17 protein-coding genes and 2 pseudogenes are annotated in these 18,328 nt (G+C 52.7%); 11 read left to right on the forward strand and 8 right to left on the reverse strand.

What is annotated here, in order from left to right:
* Window positions 1-10 precede the first annotated feature (10 nt).
* Both ACW9E7_RS09010 and ACW9E7_RS09015 read left to right on the forward strand, forming a co-directional pair.
* Window positions 11-2,191, forward strand: coding sequence for a type I secretion system permease/ATPase (locus ACW9E7_RS09010; protein WP_458727612.1), 2,181 nt, complete (start codon window positions 11-13; stop codon window positions 2,189-2,191).
* Entirely contained in the window at window positions 2,188-3,363 is a 1,176-nt protein-coding gene (locus ACW9E7_RS09015) for an HlyD family type I secretion periplasmic adaptor subunit (protein ID WP_115875014.1), read from the forward strand. Before ACW9E7_RS09010 ends, ACW9E7_RS09015 begins: the two co-directional genes overlap by 4 nt.
* 35 nt (window positions 3,364-3,398) lie before the next feature.
* On the opposite strand, the gene ACW9E7_RS09020 is transcribed toward ACW9E7_RS09015, so the two are convergent.
* Window positions 3,399-4,283 (reverse strand): MarR family transcriptional regulator, encoded by an 885-nt coding sequence (locus ACW9E7_RS09020; protein WP_367897275.1) that lies wholly within the window; start codon window positions 4,281-4,283, stop codon window positions 3,399-3,401.
* A 276-nt stretch (window positions 4,284-4,559) separates the two neighbouring features.
* On the opposite strand from ACW9E7_RS09020, the gene ACW9E7_RS09025 reads away from it, so the two are divergent.
* Window positions 4,560-6,023, forward strand: a complete 1,464-nt coding sequence (locus ACW9E7_RS09025; protein WP_458727613.1) for an EAL domain-containing protein — start codon at window positions 4,560-4,562, stop codon at window positions 6,021-6,023.
* Window positions 6,024-6,052: 29 nt separating this feature from the next.
* Here ACW9E7_RS09025 and ACW9E7_RS09030 read toward each other — a convergent pair whose 3' ends face one another.
* The 3 genes from ACW9E7_RS09030 to ACW9E7_RS09040 all read right to left on the reverse strand — a co-directional run bounded on the left by ACW9E7_RS09030 (window position 6,053) and on the right by ACW9E7_RS09040 (window position 7,714).
* Window positions 6,053-6,325 carry a DUF883 family protein gene (locus tag ACW9E7_RS09030; RefSeq protein ID WP_023311651.1) on the reverse strand — a complete coding sequence of 91 codons (273 nt, stop codon included), beginning with the start codon at window positions 6,323-6,325 and terminating at the stop codon, window positions 6,053-6,055.
* Between the two features lie 119 nt (window positions 6,326-6,444).
* Window positions 6,445-7,113: an epoxyqueuosine reductase QueH gene (locus ACW9E7_RS09035; protein ID WP_008502293.1), complete on the reverse strand. Its 669-nt coding sequence runs from the start codon at window positions 7,111-7,113 to the stop codon at window positions 6,445-6,447.
* 124 nt (window positions 7,114-7,237) lie between these two features.
* Entirely contained in the window at window positions 7,238-7,714 is a 477-nt protein-coding gene (locus tag ACW9E7_RS09040; protein ID WP_458727614.1) for an N-acetyltransferase family protein, read from the reverse strand.
* A gap of 90 nt (window positions 7,715-7,804) precedes the next feature.
* On the opposite strand from ACW9E7_RS09040, the pseudogene ACW9E7_RS09045 reads away from it, so the two are divergent.
* Window positions 7,805-8,731, forward strand: a pseudogene (locus ACW9E7_RS09045) (LysR family transcriptional regulator); the annotation flags it as partial.
* Here the strand turns inward: ACW9E7_RS09045 and ACW9E7_RS09050 are convergent.
* Window positions 8,722-8,775 carry a hypothetical protein gene (locus ACW9E7_RS09050; protein ID WP_458728380.1) on the reverse strand — a complete coding sequence of 18 codons (54 nt, stop codon included), beginning with the start codon at window positions 8,773-8,775 and terminating at the stop codon, window positions 8,722-8,724. The pseudogene ACW9E7_RS09045 and the gene ACW9E7_RS09050 sit on opposite strands and share 10 nt — an antisense overlap.
* A gap of 131 nt (window positions 8,776-8,906) precedes the next feature.
* Between ACW9E7_RS09050 and ACW9E7_RS09055 the strand changes: the two genes are divergently transcribed.
* Window positions 8,907-9,800: a LysR family transcriptional regulator gene (locus tag ACW9E7_RS09055; protein WP_045354903.1), complete on the forward strand. Its 894-nt coding sequence runs from the start codon at window positions 8,907-8,909 to the stop codon at window positions 9,798-9,800.
* A 4-nt stretch (window positions 9,801-9,804) separates the two neighbouring features.
* Here ACW9E7_RS09055 and ACW9E7_RS09060 read toward each other — a convergent pair whose 3' ends face one another.
* Together ACW9E7_RS09060 and ACW9E7_RS09065 are read right to left on the reverse strand one after the other, a co-directional pair.
* A complete protein-coding gene (locus ACW9E7_RS09060; protein ID WP_133294371.1) occupies window positions 9,805-10,395 on the reverse strand; it encodes a LysE family translocator in 591 nt (196 codons plus the stop codon).
* A 290-nt stretch (window positions 10,396-10,685) separates the two neighbouring features.
* A pseudogene (locus ACW9E7_RS09065) lies at window positions 10,686-11,551 on the reverse strand (AraC family transcriptional regulator).
* Window positions 11,552-11,775: 224 nt separating this feature from the next.
* On the opposite strand from ACW9E7_RS09065, the gene ACW9E7_RS09070 reads away from it, so the two are divergent.
* Window positions 11,776-12,081: a nitroreductase gene (locus ACW9E7_RS09070; protein ID WP_133294372.1), complete on the forward strand. Its 306-nt coding sequence runs from the start codon at window positions 11,776-11,778 to the stop codon at window positions 12,079-12,081.
* 123 nt (window positions 12,082-12,204) lie between these two features.
* Here ACW9E7_RS09070 and ACW9E7_RS09075 read toward each other — a convergent pair whose 3' ends face one another.
* Window positions 12,205-13,119 carry a LysR family transcriptional regulator gene (locus ACW9E7_RS09075; protein ID WP_458727615.1) on the reverse strand — a complete coding sequence of 305 codons (915 nt, stop codon included), beginning with the start codon at window positions 13,117-13,119 and terminating at the stop codon, window positions 12,205-12,207.
* A gap of 169 nt (window positions 13,120-13,288) precedes the next feature.
* Between ACW9E7_RS09075 and ACW9E7_RS09080 the strand changes: the two genes are divergently transcribed.
* The 5 genes from ACW9E7_RS09080 to ACW9E7_RS09100 all read left to right on the forward strand — a co-directional run bounded on the left by ACW9E7_RS09080 (window position 13,289) and on the right by ACW9E7_RS09100 (window position 18,228).
* The gene (locus ACW9E7_RS09080) at window positions 13,289-14,611 is read left to right on the forward strand and encodes an amidohydrolase family protein (RefSeq protein ID WP_458727616.1); all 1,323 of its coding nucleotides are present in this window, start codon (window positions 13,289-13,291) and stop codon (window positions 14,609-14,611) included.
* Between the two features lie 66 nt (window positions 14,612-14,677).
* Window positions 14,678-15,877: an arabinose transporter gene (locus tag ACW9E7_RS09085; RefSeq protein ID WP_458727617.1), complete on the forward strand. Its 1,200-nt coding sequence runs from the start codon at window positions 14,678-14,680 to the stop codon at window positions 15,875-15,877.
* A gap of 55 nt (window positions 15,878-15,932) precedes the next feature.
* Window positions 15,933-16,703, forward strand: coding sequence for an SDR family NAD(P)-dependent oxidoreductase (locus ACW9E7_RS09090; protein ID WP_458727618.1), 771 nt, complete (start codon window positions 15,933-15,935; stop codon window positions 16,701-16,703).
* A 100-nt stretch (window positions 16,704-16,803) separates the two neighbouring features.
* The gene (locus ACW9E7_RS09095; protein WP_021242544.1) at window positions 16,804-17,079 is read left to right on the forward strand and encodes a metal/formaldehyde-sensitive transcriptional repressor; all 276 of its coding nucleotides are present in this window, start codon (window positions 16,804-16,806) and stop codon (window positions 17,077-17,079) included.
* Window positions 17,080-17,109: 30 nt separating this feature from the next.
* Window positions 17,110-18,228: an S-(hydroxymethyl)glutathione dehydrogenase/class III alcohol dehydrogenase gene (locus ACW9E7_RS09100; protein ID WP_458727619.1), complete on the forward strand. Its 1,119-nt coding sequence runs from the start codon at window positions 17,110-17,112 to the stop codon at window positions 18,226-18,228.
* Window positions 18,229-18,328: the final 100 nt, after the last annotated feature.

Consider the following 18,328-nt stretch of genomic DNA (forward strand, 5'->3'; position numbering starts at 1 on the left):
ACGTAGCCTTATGAAGACACATCCACAGTACGAACCCTGGCTGCAGGGCATGCTCATCATCGCGAAGCACTACCGGCTGGATTTTTCCGCGGAGCATGTTCGGGTCACAATTAACCATGAAAGCCAGTCTCCGCGCCAGCTGGTGCTGGAGGAGATGGCGCGCCAGCTTGGGCTGGGGATGCGTGTGGTGGCGGCTGAAGCGGTATCCCTCGATCCGTGGCGCCTGCCGCTGCTGGCGGAATTCACCGGCGGACAAATCGCGGTGATCAACCGCATGGACAGCGAAGGCAACGTCAGCCTGCAGTTCAGCGGCGATGCGGGGCTGGAGACGACGCTGACGCGCGAGGAGATCGGGTCGCGGTTAAAGGGCCTGATGGTGCTGCGCCCGCTCGAATCCACGCCGGATGCCCGCGTGGATGACTACATCAAACCGTACGAGAAAAACTGGTTCTGGCAGCTGGCGCTGAAGGACTGGCGACGCTACAGCGACATTATGCTGGTGGCGCTGGTGGCTAACGTGCTGGCGCTCTCAGGCATGGTCTTCTCCATGCAGGTGTACGACAGGGTGGTGCCGTCGCAGTCGGAGGCCACGCTGTGGGTGCTGTTTGGCGGCGTGATGATTGCCATCGTGTTCGAATTCATCATGCGTATGCTGCGGGTGCATATTTCTGATGTAGTGGGCAAGCGCGCCGACCTGCGTATCTCTGAACGCGTTTTTGCCCACGCGCTGCGGATGAAAAACGGCGCGCGATCGAAATCAACCGGATCGTTTATCGCGCAGATCCGCGAGCTGGAGTCGGTGCGCGAGCTGATCACCTCCACCACCATTGCGGCGATTTCCGATCTGCCGTTCTTCCTGCTGTTCGTCTTCATTCTGTGGATGATTGGTGGTCCGCTGGTGCTGGTGGTTCTGCTCGCCGTGCCGCTGCTGCTCATCCCGGGCCTGCTGGTACAGCGCCCGCTGGGGAAACTCTCCAGCGAAGGGATGCGCGAATCCGCCATCCGTAACGCTACGCTGGTGGAAGCGGTGCAGGGCATTGAAGACATCAAGCTGATGCGCGCCGAACAGCGTTTCCAGAACCAGTGGAATAACACCAACGACGTCGCCGCCAGCGTCGGCATGAAGCAGCGCTGGCTGACGGGCCTGCTGCTCACCTGGACGCAGGAGGTGCAGTCCATCGTTTATGCGGTAGTGCTGCTGGTGGGGTGTTATCTGGTCATCAGCGGCGATATGACCACCGGTGCGCTGGTCGGGACCTCGATTCTGGCGTCGCGGACCATTGCGCCGCTGTCGCAGATCTCAGGCGTGCTCTCGCGCTGGCAGTCGGCGAAAGTGGCCCGCAAGGGGCTGGACGATCTGATGCAGCGTCCGATTGACGATCCGCAGCACGGCAAGAAGGTGCACAAGGCCCACCTGCGCGGCGACTATTCGCTTGAGGACGTCGGGTTTTATTACGACGAGGAAGAGAAACTCACCGTGCTCAACATCAGCAAGCTGCAGATCCGCGCCGGAGAGCGCGTGGCGGTGCTTGGACGCAATGGTTCCGGGAAAAGCACGCTGTTACAGCTTCTGGCGGGCATGCAGGAGCCTCAGCAGGGCAGCATTCTGCTGGACGATATTGCGCTCAATCACCTCGACCCGGCCGACGTGCGTCGGGATATGCAGCTGCTCAGCCAGCAGGCCCGGCTGTTCTTTGGCTCCGTGCGGGACAACATCCTGATGGGGAACCCGCTCGCCACCGATGACGAAATTCATCAGGCGCTGGTCAACAGCGGCGCGCTGGAGTTTGTGCGCAAGCAGAAAATGGGGCTGAACACCGTCATCAACGAGGGCGGAACGGGCCTCTCCGGCGGACAGCGTCAGGCGCTGCTGCTGGCGCGCGCCCTGATCACCTCGCCAAATATCCTGCTGCTGGACGAGCCTACCGCCTGGCTGGACGAAATGAGCGAGAAGCAGTTTATTCAGCATCTTCACAAATGGCTGGGTAAACGCCGGACGCTGGTCGTGGCGACGCATCGCCTGCCGATTCTGGACCTGGTCGATCGCATCATCGTGCTGGAAAACGGCAAGGTGGTGATGGACGGACCGCGCGACGCTATTCTGCACCAGCACGGTATGGCACCGCAAAAAGCAGCACAGCGCACCGTGACCATGAAGCCGGCGGCGGTTGCAGAGGAGGGCGCGGCATGAATGATTTGTCTCGTTTCAATAGCCGGCTGAAGGAGCCTCGCCTGCCGCGCTCTACCCTGGTGGCATGGTCGCTGTTTGCCCTGCTGGCGGTGTTTATCGCCTGGGCAAGCCTGTTCCATCTGGATGAGGTGACCACCGGCAGCGGTAAGGTGATACCGTCTTCGCATGAGCAGGTGATTCAGTCCCTGGAAGGCGGCATTATCCACAGCCTGATGGTGCGCGAAGGCGACATTGTGGAACGCGGCCAGCAGCTCGCGCAGCTTGACCGGACGAAAACCGAGTCGAGCGTGCTGGAGAGCGAGTCTCGTCTGAATGCGGCGCTGGCAACGGCGGCGCGCCTGAAGGCCGAGGTGAACGACACGGAACTCGCGTTTCCGGAAGAGCTGGATGACGACGTTGAGCTGGTCAAACAGGAAACGGCGCTCTACCAGTCCCGTCGTGAAAGCCTCGAAAAAGGACTGGCCGGTTTGCGTCAGGGGGCCGAGCTGGTGCAGCGCGAACTGTCGTTAACCCGTCCGCTGGTGACACAGGGAGCGGCCAGCAAGGTGGAGGTGCTGCGTCTTGAGCGTCAGAAAAATGAGCTTGAGAACAAAATCACCGAGATGAAAAACCAGTATTACGTTCGCGCCCGTGAAGAGCTGGCGAAAGCCAATGCGGAGATTGAAGCCCAGCGTTCGGTGATGAAGGGGCGTGAAGACTCTCTGACCCGGCTGACCTTCAATGCCCCGGTTCGCGGGATCGTGAAGGATATTGACGTCACGACCGTGGGAGGCGTCATCCCGCCGAACGGCAAGCTGATGAGTCTGGTTCCGCTTGACGATCAGATGGTGATTGAAGCGAAAATCTCGCCGCGCGATGTGGCGTTTATTCATCCTGGCCAGAAGGCGCTGGTGAAAGTGACGGCCTATGACTACTCCATTTACGGCGGGCTGGAAGGGGAAGTGACCATGATTTCGCCGGACACCCTGCAGGATGAGGTGAAAAGAGATGTTTACTACTATCGCGTCTATATTCGTACCGACAGTAACCATCTGACCAATAAGCAAGGTCAGGAGTTCCCGGTCTTTCCCGGCATGATTGCCACCGTAGACATTAAAACCGGCAGCAAAACCATTCTGGATTATCTGTTAAAACCGCTGAACAAGGCAAAAGAGGCGTTGCGGGAACGATAGATGAGTGGCGTTCGGAATTCCGAACGCCTGGTGAATTATACGGTTGACGTCATGTTATGAGCGTGGCGTCGCTCTTTAGGTACGACGTTGATGTAATGGGTAACATACGCAAAATATAATCCGGCATAATTTTCAACAAGTTCGAGAAACGCCGGGTATATCGACATTCGACCATCACCACGATCTTTAAGATAACCCGCCTCTTGTGCCGATTTAATAATTCGGTTGACGTGAATGCGCGAAACAAAAAATTCTTTTGCTAGCGTGCTTGCTGAGTATTCAATGACGGCACCATGGGCAGATTTGTTTTTCATGGCCTGCAGGTAAAGATAAAGCATAATCATACGCCCGCCATCTTTATCGATAAATAATCCCACTTCTGGCAGCACCTTTCGGAACGTTAATCCCCGAAAAAGATATTCAGCCGCACGGCGAAAAAAGTTGTTTCTCAAAATATCATTATCCAGCAGGTTAACATTAATGTTAAATGCTGGGTAAAGAATGCTGACGGGCAAAAAAGCACCGGACATATAACGCTTAAGTTCATTGAGACCTTTTTCAGTTGGCGCGATTCTCGTTTTACGCCGGTCTTCCTTGCAGCGCCAGGTCCTGATGCGCCCGGTGGTTCTGAGTATCGTAATGATCGCAATAACGCTGTTAGGGCTGGCTATTTTATAGCGAGAACATAACTCTTTAATCTCTGAAACTGACTCGGCCTGATTCCCAAAAATAAAGCAACACATTGAGAGAATAATATTGAATCGTGATTCCTGCAGCATTGTCTTGTAGAACAAAGGTTGTTTTTTGTAGATGGTGTCATTAATTGTGTAGTGCTCTAATATTGCCTCACCGAATCGCGGATTGCTCTTTATAACATCCCTTCGATGTAGCAAGGCCCTGGATGAGATATGATTATCCATAGCATTTTTCTCGTATTTGAATGAACCGATAGATGAAGTATCCAGTCTTCTTTTTCGGAATTTTCATTATACCCTGAGAATGAGATGTTTGTCGGGGTTATTTGAAAAGAAAAGTATATTTAAACCGCGGTGATTAACGCAAAGATGTTCCGGTGAGTTCAGCTGATAATTGTTTCGTACCCTGTGGCTGTATTGTAAAATTAATGATTATAAAAGGTGCGTTAAATTTTACGTATTCACAAATGGAAAAGGTGCGTTAGTGCCCAGGAGCAGTTTATGACCCACAAAATTTCTCACAGAAATGGGGCGTGCGATGAACAAAAATTTGTCATTTCAGCCTGCGGTTTTACGTTCCAGGGATATCGTCTGATCCTAAGCCAGTACGAAATAGAGGCTTCGCATCTGCACTTTGAGGGGGATGAGATATCCGAGCGGGATATAGAAAATATCCTTATAAATCAAAATGCTCATATCGTTGTCTTTCTTGGTAAGGGGGTCGTGAATCTCCTGGAAAGCCTGAAGCGTCTGGCATCCGTGCTCAATACACTTCCCGTTATTAGACGTGTCACCCTGTATGGTGACATACCGGATGGCTGGCTGTATCGCACCCTGGGCAGTCTTTTAAATAATAGTTATCAGTTATCATTGATTCGTATAGCCCGCGTTTCAGATATTATAACCTTTATTCATACGCACCATAATGTATTTAAGGACCGTTCGTACTTATTACGCGATCGTTACCGGGATAACTCTTCCCAGGAAAACGTAAAGTGGCTAACAAAAAGAGAGATTGATGTTTTATTAAATTTCTATCGCGGTATGTCAGTAAAAGAAATGTGCGAAAGAATGGGGTTGTCGAATAAAACGGTTTATACCCATCGGAAGGAGGGTGTGCTCAAATTAAACTTAATTAAGCGATGGCTACACGATCCGCATAATTTAAAAGCGGAAGGGCGAATTAAACATCAGCGCCAGAAAACAGAATTCACGGATAAGGAAGCAGAAATATTTAATGCGCTACTTAAAAGAGAGATCTTCCCTGCCTATCAGATTATTACCGATCGTGACAAAAAGGGCGTAGGTTTTGAAATACTTATTCGCTGGAATAAAAATGGTAAAATTGTCAAGCCAGCCAGTTTTCTCACGGACATCTCAAATCATGAGATATGGTTAAAAATAACAGCGTTAGTCATCCATGCCGCCGTTTCGGGTATTAATAAGTATAACGGGAAATATTATTTTTCTGTGAACATCCCGCCTCGCCTGGCTTCCGGAAATGCATTGCCTGATATGGCACGCAAAGCCATCGATATGCTGCTCAAACCGCAGTGGGCCGAAAAGCTGGTCTTTGAATTTGCAGAGGATATTGACGTAACGAAGGACAAAAGGATCCCTGAAACCATGCGGCATTTACGTAATACAGGGTGTCGATTGTATCTGGATGACTGCTTCTCAAATCATCAAACCATGTTCCCGGTGCGCCAGGTGCATTTTGATGGACTTAAGCTGGATCGGGACATCGTTGAGCATTTTGTGGCAAACGACAATGACTATAACCTGATTAAAGCGATACAGCTTTATAGCGATATGACCGGAACGGACTGTATTGCCGAGGGGGTTGATAGTGAAGAAAAGTTTGAAAAATTAGTCGCGCTGGGCGTCAAGAACTTTCAGGGGTATTATTTATCGCGGGCCGTGAAAGAGGAAGAGCTAGACCGTATGGTAAGATTGTTTAGTTAGGTAAAAATAAAGCCCCGAAGGGGCTTTTGTTATTTTCGACCCAGCAACAGACCGAGAACAATACCGACAGCACCCGCGGCGACGAGGCCGGTGAGGGGATTATTTCTGACCGCTTCTGTTACATCGGAAACGGCATCGCTGGCCTGCGCGGCATATTTTTTAGCTGCACCTTTTACCTGATGCTTTGGTGAATCAACGAATTCACCAAACTGCTGCTGCGCTGAGCCTGCTAGTTCATCAAATTTATTTTTTGCTTTATCTTCAGCAAACTGGGTGTTTTTATCAGTACCGAAATCAGACATTTTTGCCTCCTTTTGTTGATAATTAAAGGATAGCCGCTCTTTGTGGATACGAGAGACGCAAGGCTAAATTCGGCACCTGAAAGGGCGGTTTTCGGATATATCTCTATATCCGGAACCTATTATTTCTCATTGTCATCCTGACCGTAAAACAGTTTCCCGATGCGGATCAGCGGGCGGCCCTGTGACTTACGGTGCAGGTTACTGTCTCTGAGCGAATAAACGCAGCCGCAGTATTCCTGCTGGTAAAACTGTTCCCGCTTGCTGATCTCAATCATGCGTGAAGAGCCGCCCTGTTTGCGCCAGTTATAGTCCCAGTAAACCATACCCGGATAGCGCGCGGCCGCACGCTGGCCGCAGTCGTTTATCTGCTGCATGTTCTTCCAGCGGGAGATCCCGAGCGAGCTGCTGATGACGCTGAATCCATTCTCTGCCGCATAGAGCGCCGTACGCTCGAAACGCATATCGAAGCACATGGTGCAGCGGACGCCGCGCTCGGGTTCCCATTCCATGCCTTTCGCGCGTTCAAACCAGTTATCGGTGTCGTAATCGGCATCAACAAACGGCACGCCGTGTTTTTCCGCAAAGCGTATATTCTCCTCTTTACGAATGAGGTATTCCTTTTGCGGATGGATATTGGGGTTATAGAAGAAAATGGTGTACTCAATGCCCGACGCCTGGATGGCCTCCATCACTTCACCCGAGCAGGGGGCGCAGCAGGAGTGCAGCAGCAGTTTGTCAGCGCCGTTTGGCAAGGTGAGTTGAGGGCGGATAAAAGGGGCTGTCGTCATGGCGTTCTGCACTATGTTTATGAAATTTATGGAAGGGTAGCATAAATTCAGAATCTGTTGAGACGGGATCGACGCAGGAAAGAGCGATCCCGCGGGGCGGGATCTTCTCGGGTATGACGTGCCGCTATTCGGCAAATTTGAGCAACGCTTCTCCGTCAAGACGGTATCGCACCCATTCGGACTGCGGCAGCGCGCCAATGCTCAGATAAAAATCAATGGCGGGCTGGTTCCAGTCCAGCACGCTCCATTCAAGGCGGCCGCACTGCCGTTTTACCGCGAGCTGCGCGATATGTTTCAGCAGCGCTCTTCCCGCGCCTTTACCGCGATAATCCGGAGAAACGTACAGGTCTTCCATATAAATCCCGTTGCGTCCCAGCCAGGTCGAATAGCTGGTGAAGAACACGGCATAGCCGGCTATCTTGCCGTCATACTCCGCGATCAATGCCTCGGTTTTTGTGCCTGCGCCAAAGAGCGTTTCGCGGATCTCCTCCGGCGTGGTAACCACTTCTTCCGGGGCTTTTTCATACACCGCCAGCTCGTAAATCATGGCGTAAATGGCCGCCGCATCTTCGGGGCGTGCCTGACGAAGGGTGATGCTCATTGTTTTTCCTGCTTTTTAGCGTGTGTCCTGATTGATGGCGTTAAGCATACGGAGTATTGTCCGAAGAATTAAGTGCAATGAAATCAACATATGATGAATATTATGCATCCGGCCCTGAGACGACTTGATTTAAACCTGCTGCCCGTTTTCGACGCGATCTACCGCCACCGTTCCGTTCGGCTGGCCGCTGACGAGCTGGCGATGAGCACATCCGCGCTCAGCCATGCGCTGTCGCGCCTGCGCGCCAGCTTGAATGACCCGCTGTTTTTCCGCGAAGGGCATCGTATGTCCCCCAGCGTTTATGCCTCTCAGCTCGCACCTTCGATTGCTACCACACTCTCGTTCCTTAATCATGAACTGACCCCGCAGCCGGAGTTTGATGCGGCCAGCAGTACGGAGAGCCTGCAGATTGCGATAACGGACTTTACCGCGCTTTGCATTTTTCCGGCTCTGATGCACAGTCTGCAGCTTACTGCCCCTGGGTTACGCTTTGAATTGCGCTATCTGCCGCACAGTCCGGCGCTGACGGAACTGCTGGCGGGCGAGGTGGATCTGGCGCTGGGCTTCAGCACTCAGGATGATATCCGACACCCGGAACTGGAAGAAATCGACTGGTTTGAAGATGAGTATGTGGTCATCAGCAACGCGCAGCGGACGCGTCTGACGCTGGAGGACTATCTCGCGGCCCGACATCTGGTGGTGACCCCATGGAATGAGAAGCAGGGCGTTCTGGACGTGCGGCTGGAACAACTGGGCTATACCCGACAAATCGCGATCAAAACGCCGTCGATGCTCAGCGCGCCGTTTATCGTTGCGGAGAGCGACCTGCTGATGGCGATCCCCCGTTTTGCCGCTGAGAAGCTGGCTGCGGCAGCGGACCTGAGGATTTTTCCTTTACCGTTTTCGATACGCACGTTTGAGGTGAAAATTTACTCGCATAAACGCTGTGGCCAGCGGGGCGCAACGCGCTGGCTTAAGGAGGAGCTGCAAACGCTGGCGCAGGCGCGTCATTCCGGGCTGTCCGGCTCCCAGGAGAGGATGTCGCTGGGCTGACACTGCAGCGCCTCGCAAAATGAGTAGGGCGCTAAAGTCTAAACGATAAAAAGAGATGCGACCGGAAAGGAAAGTACGATATCGTAACTCTATGATTAAACGCGTAGTTCGCAGGAACACCGTCGCGACAGGACGATAAATGATTGATGACATCCGTTATCTGATAGTGTTTGCAAAGATTGCTGAGGCAGGATCCATTTCGGGTGGGGCGGAAGCGTTAGGGCTTACAACCGCAACGGCAAGCGCGCATTTATCAAAGCTGGAAAAAAATCTTGGCTGCGCGTTACTGTACAGAAATACCCGTAAACTCTCTCTGACTCACGATGGAGCCAATTTGCTGGAAACGGCCAAATCGATGCTGGCGCTGTATGAGCAGGGGGTCATTGAATTTAAGCAGCGTTCGATATCAACGGCGAATAAGCTGACTGTTTCTCTTCCTGCCGTTTTTCTGAAGAGTGCGTTTACTCGCCATCTGGCCGATTTTATAAAACGTCATCCGGGCATTTTACTGAATATCTCTTATAGCGATACGCGCAGAGATATTATTGCCGACGGTATCGATGTGGCATTTCGAATCGGCGAGCTTCCGGACAGTTCTCTTAAAGCGCGCCATCTTTTTGTGCTCCCGCGCCAGGTAGTTGCGTCCCGGGAATTGCTCAGCCATTACCCGACGATTACGCATCCTGATGACCTGGCGAAACTGCCATGGATTGGACTCAATATGAGGCAGAATAACCGGGAATTTCGACATAAAAATGGAGAAGTGGCCGTCGTAACGTATACGCCCACGGTGTATGTAGATAATGTCGAAGCCGCTTATGCCCTTGCCAGACAACAAATTGGTCTCGCAGCACCTCCTCGCTATTTAAGCGAAGAGGATGTTAAGCGCGGAGAAATGCTGGAAATACTTCCTGACTGGTCATTAGAACCGCTGAAAGTCTATGCCGTATGGCCTTCTAATATGTCGACCAGCAGTATTGCCTACAAATTGATTAATGATATTTATAACGCGATTGAGTTTCACGCGTTATAACGGGTTAAAATGCTAAAAAGAGCATGTAACACGCCGTAATAAGCAGCAGTCCGCCCATCAACACGTTAAACGTGCGGAGCTGCCGCGTGCTCCTGAGCAGCACAGATACTTTTTCTCCCATCAATGCCCATGCTGAAAGCGACATATAACAGACTAAAAAATAGACCGTGATAAAGACGAGAGCTGTAACAGGGCTAGAGGGTTCAGAAAACATCGCTGCCCCAGAGGCGCACGCGGTCCATGCTTTGGGGTTGAACCACTGCATGACAAAACCCTGAATAAAACCGGGTGAATCTGTTTTTGTTAATGACATATCGGACCGTGACGACGCTATCTTATAGCCCAGATACATTATAAATAAAGAACCGGCAATATTAAGATACCGGAAAAACACTGGATATTTTTCGATTGCAGCGTAAAAGCCGAAACATATAAAGATGAGTAATAACGTAAACCCTATCGTTGCACCGGAGACAAATGAGAAGGTCTTTCTAAAGCCGTGAACGGCACCAGACGATATAATCACCATATTAACGGGGCCAGGAGAAAATGAAAGCGTCAGTGAAAATATAAACATTGTAAAAAGTACCAGCATTTTATCTCCGTGGGTTGGTTTATCTGCATTAGAGGTACTGCGACTATTAATTCACAACTTTACTCGTCATGTGTCTGAATCCTACCTTGTAACGTATGCCAGAATAAGTGGCCTTTATCTAAAGGTGTGTTTGATTTTTTGCACCAATCGCGCAGGCGCGGATGGCCCATTAGTGACAGGGTTTCAGTTGCTATCTCAAGGAGGAACGGCAAACGCTGGCGCTGTTTGCAAGGGAGTTCTATGCCGGGCAAGCTCAGCGCTACCCGGAAAAAGGTGGAAACAAGGGATAGTCAATTTAACGGCAGATAGATATCCGTTTGCAGCGCATGTTCTGGCACCTCGTGAATGAAGTTGAGGTAGTGGAAAAATACCGGGGCATCGCGCAGCGTTTCGCCGCTGGCCGGTAGCCAGTCGCGAAACATCGCCCACACCGTGGCGGAAATGGTATCCAGAGAACCCGTGTGGCGGGCTACGGCGTAACGTCCGCCGTCGATTTCGCCACTGCAAACCCCGAATTCATTTTCTGGTATCGCTTCAGAGATACTGCCGCAGATATCGAAACGAAAGGCGTCTGCGGGTGTGGTTGCCGGGTCATCCCAGGCGATACCAAACGTGCTGCTTTCGTGTACTGGCGATAGGCCCGTGCTTTTACGCCAGGCAATAAATTTCGCCGCGCTGCCATTTACCCGATCCGGGTTGCCACGGTGCTGAAGCATTGCCACTTGGGTCTGTGGGAAATCGACAATCTTAATTTCCATCGTTTTTTGCTCCTGAAAGGTCATTTTCGGTACGCGCTGGTGCCAGTTCAGCCAGTCCGGCTGCTGCCGAAACTGACGCGGGCTTTTTCCAAACGCGTTTCTGAAGGCGCGACTGAACGATTCAGGGCTCTGGAACCAGGCATCGAGCGCAATATCAATCACCTTATCCTGAGGATTAAACGCCAGTCGCAGGACGCATGACGCAGGCGCAGCCACTGAATATAGCGATACAAAGGCTGGCCGCTAAACGCCAGGAACTGCCGGTGAAAATGATAAGGCGAACAGCAGGCTAACGCGCTGAGCTTCTCCAGCGTGAGCGGTTCATCGAGATGTTGGGCGATATAGTCGCACACCGTCGTGAAGCGCTCGCGGTAAGCCGTTTTGATTGCATCGTTCATTGCATCCTCCTGATGACCTACTTTGCCTCACCGAACGGCCAAAATCCTGACCGATCTTGCCGATTATGGAGAGGTTATACTGGCGGTATATCGTTGTGCGGCAGCAATCGTTCCGTCGTACCTAAGATACTGCTGAATGATGAATGAAGACTCACTTCCTGTACTTATATTAGGTTTGTCATAATCCAAATTTTCTTAGCTACAAAATTTTATGAGAGGTAGTGATGGAAAAGGACTTAAAGCCAGAACAAATCGAAATCATAAACCGTATTGTATTTGAGCAAATCGAAAAGATGCAGGCCAGCGTAGCCAAAATTGTTGCTGAAACGGAGAGAACTACGCACCAGCAGCTGCAGGATAGCGGGATTGATATGATCGATTTTTATCCGGCTAATAAGGATTTTTTGATGATGACTCTCGTTCAACACTTAATAGATCAAGTACATGGCGGCAATATGGTTCTTGCCCAAAGAATGATATCCATGGAAGCAAAACGGCTGAATATCAGCGTACATGTTGAGGCAGAGTAAATAATCTCGAATAAGGAATAAATTAATGGGGCCATGCTTGTGAGCAGACAAATTCTTTGATTATCGCTGAGGCTATCAGCTGCTCGCCGCTGAAGTGCGGCCAGCAGCTGATAGCTTCTTTTTTCAATTCGCTGCATGATTTGCGCAAATTTCAGCGCAAAATTCCATAAAGGCTTCGACAGCAGCGGGGGGCAGTCGACGAGATGGCCGCGTGATATACAGCGGATAGGTTTCGCCAGGCCATTCCGGAAAAATTTCGACCAGCATTCCGTCAGCGATCAACTGCGTGACGCTGAGTGAAAGTACCTGGGCAATGCCAACACCACTTACGCAGGATTGCACCATCAGATCTACATCGGTTGTCGTCAAATGACCATGAGTATCAATAGCCAGTACTTCGCGATCACGCCGGAATTCCCACTCAAACGGTTTCCCGCGGCGAGGATCGATATACTGAATGCACTCATGCGTGACTAGTTCTTCAGGATGTTCAGGTCGACCATGCCGTTTCAGATATGCCGGTGATGCCACCGTGAGTACGCGCGTCTGAAAGAGCAATTTCGAAGAAATAGTTGAGGGGAGTTGCGGCCCGAAACGCACCGCAACATCTATACCCTCTGTCACAAGATCCCCTACGTCAGGCTGCTGCACTACTGTAAGTTCCAGTTCCGGATGACGTTCGCGCAAAAGAGGCAGTTTCGGGGCCAAAATATAACGAGCGAAGATTGGATTAACGCTGACCCGTAATGATCCTCGTACAGCAATGGCGGCACCGGATACGTAGCTTGCCGCAACTTCAATCCCTTCAAGATGTGGCGAGGCGCGCTCATACAAAGCCCGGCCTTCGTTCGTCAGGTTCATCGTACGCGTCGTACGGTTTAGCAAGCGCACACCGAGCCTCTCTTCAAGGCGATCTATCGATCTGCTCACGCCAGAAGCGGACAGTCCCAGCACCTCGCCAGCGCGACTGAAACTACCCGCCTCGACAACTGCGGCCAACACGCTCAATCCTGACAGTAACCGTCCGTCAAAACTCATTCCCGCTTACCTTTGACTTTATGCAAATATAATTTTAATAAAGCTACCTTTATCAAAGATGGCGCGCAACCTATTGTGTCAGCCAATTCGTTGCGAAGAGCAATTTTCACGATCGTCGTCCTGGCGAACCGCGCAACGAACGGCACCACTTAACCCTGAGGAACATGAAATGACAACGACGCGCACACTTTTTAAAGGCGGCATCATCCTGACCCTGGATGCTGACGTACCCAATCTCTCCGTGGGCGATGTGCTTGTGCAGGACGACCGGATAGCGGCTGTCGGCCCGGATCTGCATGCGGATGAAGCCCATGTGATTGACGCCACCGATCATATTGTTATGCCCGGCCTGATTGATGCCCATCACCACGCGTGGCTGGGGGTTATGCGCCGCATGATGCCGGACGTCGACGATCTTTTTGCTTACATTGATGTCGTCGCAGAGAAACTGGGCAAACACTATCGTCCACTGGACATGTACCTGAGTACCATGCTCACGGCACTTGCCTCACTGGACGCTGGTATCACGACCATTATTGATGCCTGCCACAACTCGCGCAGCCCCGAGCACACTGATGCAGCACTAGATGCTCTAAAGGAGAGCGGCATCCGTGCGTTACATATGGTTGGTGCGGCAATGGATAAAGAAGCTTCATCGGCGCATTTGCCTGCCGATTTGGAGCGACTGTCGCGAAGCTGGAATACAAACGACAGCCTTGTGCAGGTTGGTCTGTTTGGTCAGCTCAATCTTGCCTGGTGGGAGATCGCACACAAGCTCGACATGCGCATTCTGACTGAATTCATCGGCGATCTCGCTAGCCTCGGCCCTGAGTTTGCCAGACCGGGCGTACTGGGCACGGATAACATCTTCAATCACTGCTCAAGAGTTCCTCAGGATACGTGGAAGCTGCTGGCCGATGCACGGGTCAACGTCACGGTCAATCCACGTTCGGATGCGTTATTTGGTTTCGACGATGAAAGTTTTGCCTACCAGCAGGCTGTCGATCGCGGCTTGACCCCGGCACTGGGCATTGACCTTGATACTGCCTTTGGCAGCGATATGTTCGGGGAAATGCACGCTCTGTTCGGGCAACAGCGATCGGCTATGCGCTACCGTCGCTTCCGTGGTGAGGACAATGTGCCGTCACCCATCACGGCCGAGGAGGTCCTGAAAGCGGCAACGGTTAATGGCGCGCTTGCGGCCGGTTTGGAGGATCAGATTGGCACCCTTACGCCAGGCAAGCAGGCCGACATTATCATGGTTCGCACCAGCGGAGCCGCTGTTTTCCCGGTAACCAACGTAATTGGTACCGTCGTGCAGGCGATAGAGCGGTCTGATGTGGATACCGTGATGGTGGCCGGCCAGCTTCGTAAACGTGCGGGCAAGTTGGTGGATATTGATCTGGCGGCGCTAAGCACAGAGATAACCGCTTCTCGTGATTACCTGCTCAACGCCAGCGGCTATTACATCGATCTTTTTAAAGCATCCTGATGACAGAGCGGCCTGATACACCGGGCCGTTCAACCCACTTAATCATATTTCATAAAGGATAATGACATGGGAGCCCTCGCCATTAAGCGGTTTGCGGAGGATAACACCCCGCGCGTCCTGCTTCCCCGCCCGGCAACGGGCGTTATTGCCGCACTTTTCTTTGGCTATCTGTCAGTCGGACTGCCACTGCCGGTGATTCCATTGTTCATCCATGGTCATCTCGGCTTCAGCAACCTGGTGGTGGGACTGGTGGTCGGCATCCAGTTTCTGGCCACCGTCCTGACCCGCGGCTATGCCGGACGGGTTACGGACCAGCAGGGCGGTAAACGTTCTGCTCTGCAGGGAGCAATCCTTTCAGCGATAGCAGGGGCGCTGTATCTGGTGGCTTCGGTAACGGATTTATCGCCTGCTGCAACCCTTTGCATTGTTATCGCAGGTCGTCTGATGGCCGGTTTTGGCGAAAGTCAGTTCGTGACGGGATGTGTGTCCTGGGCCATTGCCTCAGTTGGCCCTCAGCGCGCCGGTAAGTCCATGTCCTGGACCGGCATCGCGATGTTCGCGGCGCTGTCGATTGGTGCTCCTGTTGGCATGGCGTTATACCAGCATTACAGCCTCGCTATGGCGATGATTGCCTGTATTGCTGCACCGATGTTGGCCGCTCTGGTCGCATTTTGTACCCCATCATATATATCGCCTGGAGGTCCTCGACTGCCATTCCATCGCGTAGTAGGGCGCATCTGGCGCGAAGGGCTGGGATTAATGCTGCAGGGCGTTGGGTTGTCAGGACTAACCGCTTTTGCCTCGCTGTACTTTGCGGCGCATCACTGGCAGAACGCCGGCCTGGTGATGACTGCGTTTGGTCTGGGTTTTATTTTCGTTCGCCTCGCCCTGGGGCATCTGCCAGACCAAACAGGCGGCTATCGCGTTGCGGTTTGGTCACTGGTGGTTGAAGCGCTTGGCCAGGCAATGTTGTGGTTGGGTTCAAACGAATGGATGGCTCTTGCAGGTGCTCTGGTTACCGGACTGGGCTGTGCACTGGTTTTCCCCGCACTGGGCGTTGAAGCCTTAAAACGTGTTCCACAAGCCAACCGCGGCAGTGCAATGGGCGCATTCGTTGCATTTCTGGATGTCGCTTATGGAATCGCCGGGCCGGTAGCTGGCCTGATCGCCGGTCAGTTTAGTTATGCCGCTGTATATCTGTCTGGTGCGGTCTGTGCGCTGCTGGGGGCTCTGATTGCGAGCGCGTCTCGCATGCAGCAGTCCTGAATAAACATTCGAGCCGGTAGCCCTTGCTGTCGGTTCAATAATCTGGAGAAATTATATGTCACGCATTTTCATCTCCGGTTCGTCTACAGGCCTCGGCCTGATGGCAGCCGAACTGCTGGTTCAACAAGGACATCAGGTTGTATTGCACGCGCGTAATGCCAATCGTGCTGAAGATGCCCTGAGCACCTTACCCCAGGCTGAAGCCGTCGTTGTAGGTGACCTGGAGACCATTGCCGGTGCCAGGGAAACGGCTTTATGCGTCAACGACCTGGGGCATTTCGATGCCGTGATCCACAATGCTGCCGTTGGCTACAACGAAGCCTATCGCGTGACCCGCGACGGGCTGCCGCATGTTTTCGCGATCAACACGCTCTCGGCTTACATACTTACCGCGTTGATTGAACGTCCGCAGCGCCTCGTCTATCTGAGTTCGGGTATGCATCATCATGCCCGGGCAAACCTGGATGATATTCTCTGGCAAAAACGTCGCTGGAATGGTGCTGACGCCTATGCTGAGAGCAAATTACATGACGCTATGCTGGCTTTTGCTCTGGCGCGTCGCTGGCGTAACGTGCGGATCAACAGCCTTGAGCCAGGCTGGGTGCCAACAAAAATGGGTGGGCCGCACGCTCCGGACGATATGGACCTGGCACATCTCACTCAGGCATGGCTCGCAGCCAGCCATGATTCTGCGGCTGATGTGACGGGCAAATATTTCTACCACATGAAGCGCATGGCCGCTAATCCACAGGCTCTCAATGCGGCATTGCAGGATCGTCTCATTGATATTTGTACTGAGATTTCAGGGATAGCGCTGCCGGAGTAATACGTAACGTTAACAAAATGTGTGTTAACTATAAAAACAGAGTGTTTACATTATATTAATAATAAATGTACCATACCCCCCTATAGTATCAGGAGGGCGTATGCCGCATTCACCCGAAGATAAAAAACGTATTCTTACCCGCGTCCGGCGCATTCGGGGCCAGGTTGATGCCCTTGAACGCGCGCTGGAGTCGGGCGATCCCTGTCTGGCCATCCTGCAGCAAATTGCCGCCGTGCGCGGGGCTGCCAATGGCCTGATGGGCGAAATGGTTGAGATTCACCTCAAAGATGAGCTGGTAGCGGGGGAAACCACGCCGGATCAGCGTGCCGTACGCATGGCGGAAGTCGGCCATTTGCTGCGCTCTTATCTAAAATAAATCCACATACCTGACAAGAAGGGAAGACATATGAAATCTCGCGCTGCAGTTGCATTTGGCCCCGGCCAGCCGCTCAAAATCGTTGAAATTGACGTGGCACCGCCAAAGAAAGGTGAAGTGCTGATCAAAATTACCCATACCGGCGTATGTCATACCGATGCGTTTACGCTCTCGGGCGACGATCCGGAAGGCGTTTTCCCGGCGGTGCTCGGCCATGAAGGCGGCGGGATTGTGGTGGAAGTGGGCGAGGGCGTGACCAGCCTGAAGCCAGGGGATCACGTGATCCCGCTGTACACCGCGGAATGCGGCGAGTGTAAGTTCTGTAAATCCGGCAAAACTAACCTCTGCCAGGCGGTGCGCTCCACCCAGGGGAAAGGGCTGATGCCGGACGGTACTACCCGTTTCTCGTATAACGGCCAGCCGGTTTATCACTATATGGGCACCAGCACCTTCAGCGAATACACCGTTTGCGCGGAGATCTCGCTGGCGAAGGTGAACCCGCAGGCGCCGCTGGACAAAGTCTGCCTGCTGGGCTGCGGCGTAACCACCGGCATCGGCGCGGTGCACAACACGGCAAAAGTTAAAGAGGGCGATACCGTGGCGGTGTTCGGTCTCGGCGGCATTGGTCTGGCGGTGATCCAGGGCGCGGTGCAGGCGAAAGCCGGTCGTATCATCGCGGTCGACACCAACCCGGAGAAATTCAGGCTGGCGGGTGAAATGGGCGCGACCGATTTCGTTAACCCGAAGGATCACGAAAAACCGATTCAGGATGTCATCGTTGAGATGACCGATGGCGGCGTTGACTTCAGCTTCGAATGTATCGGCAACGTGAACGTGATGCGTTCAGCGCTGGAGTGCTGCCACAAAGGCTGGGGCGAGAGCATCATCATTGGCGTGGCTGGCGCGGGCCAGGAGATTAAAACCCGTCCATTCCAGCTGGTCACCGGTCGCGTGTGGCGCGGTTCCGCGTTTGGCGGCGTGAAGGGCCGTACTCAGCTTCCGGGTATGGTTGAAGATGCTATGGTCGGCAAGATTCAGCTCGACCCGTTCATTACCCACCGTTTGCCGCTGGAGCAGATCAACGACGCGTTCGATCTGATGCACGAAGGAAAATCCATCCGTACCGTCATTCATTTCGGCGACAAGTAACTCTTCTGCCAGCGGTTTTTCACCGCTGGCGTTTCTTTAATAATCTTCTCTAAAGTGTGACCAGTGCGGCGTTTTTAGCCGTAATCTAAATCCCCACCGT

The organism is Enterobacter sp. H2G27 (genome assembly GCF_054403075.1).

Excerpts from the sequence above, each read along its gene's own strand:
- ACW9E7_RS09010 (WP_458727612.1), top strand. The coding sequence starts at position 11 with ATGAAGACACATCCACAGTACGAACCCTGGCTGCAGGGCATGCTCATC.
- ACW9E7_RS09015 (WP_115875014.1), top strand. The coding sequence starts at position 2,188 with ATGAATGATTTGTCTCGTTTCAATAGCCGGCTGAAGGAGCCTCGCCTG.
- ACW9E7_RS09020 (WP_367897275.1), bottom strand. The coding sequence starts at position 4,283 with ATGGATAATCATATCTCATCCAGGGCCTTGCTACATCGAAGGGATGTT.
- ACW9E7_RS09025 (WP_458727613.1), top strand. The coding sequence starts at position 4,560 with ATGACCCACAAAATTTCTCACAGAAATGGGGCGTGCGATGAACAAAAA.
- ACW9E7_RS09030 (WP_023311651.1), bottom strand. The coding sequence starts at position 6,325 with ATGTCTGATTTCGGTACTGATAAAAACACCCAGTTTGCTGAAGATAAA.
- ACW9E7_RS09035 (WP_008502293.1), bottom strand. The coding sequence starts at position 7,113 with ATGACGACAGCCCCTTTTATCCGCCCTCAACTCACCTTGCCAAACGGC.
- ACW9E7_RS09040 (WP_458727614.1), bottom strand. The coding sequence starts at position 7,714 with ATGAGCATCACCCTTCGTCAGGCACGCCCCGAAGATGCGGCGGCCATT.
- ACW9E7_RS09055 (WP_045354903.1), top strand. The coding sequence starts at position 8,907 with ATGATTGATGACATCCGTTATCTGATAGTGTTTGCAAAGATTGCTGAG.
- ACW9E7_RS09060 (WP_133294371.1), bottom strand. The coding sequence starts at position 10,395 with ATGCTGGTACTTTTTACAATGTTTATATTTTCACTGACGCTTTCATTT.
- ACW9E7_RS09070 (WP_133294372.1), top strand. The coding sequence starts at position 11,776 with ATGGAAAAGGACTTAAAGCCAGAACAAATCGAAATCATAAACCGTATT.
- ACW9E7_RS09075 (WP_458727615.1), bottom strand. The coding sequence starts at position 13,119 with ATGAGTTTTGACGGACGGTTACTGTCAGGATTGAGCGTGTTGGCCGCA.
- ACW9E7_RS09080 (WP_458727616.1), top strand. The coding sequence starts at position 13,289 with ATGACAACGACGCGCACACTTTTTAAAGGCGGCATCATCCTGACCCTG.
- ACW9E7_RS09085 (WP_458727617.1), top strand. The coding sequence starts at position 14,678 with ATGGGAGCCCTCGCCATTAAGCGGTTTGCGGAGGATAACACCCCGCGC.
- ACW9E7_RS09090 (WP_458727618.1), top strand. The coding sequence starts at position 15,933 with ATGTCACGCATTTTCATCTCCGGTTCGTCTACAGGCCTCGGCCTGATG.
- ACW9E7_RS09095 (WP_021242544.1), top strand. The coding sequence starts at position 16,804 with ATGCCGCATTCACCCGAAGATAAAAAACGTATTCTTACCCGCGTCCGG.
- ACW9E7_RS09100 (WP_458727619.1), top strand. The coding sequence starts at position 17,110 with ATGAAATCTCGCGCTGCAGTTGCATTTGGCCCCGGCCAGCCGCTCAAA.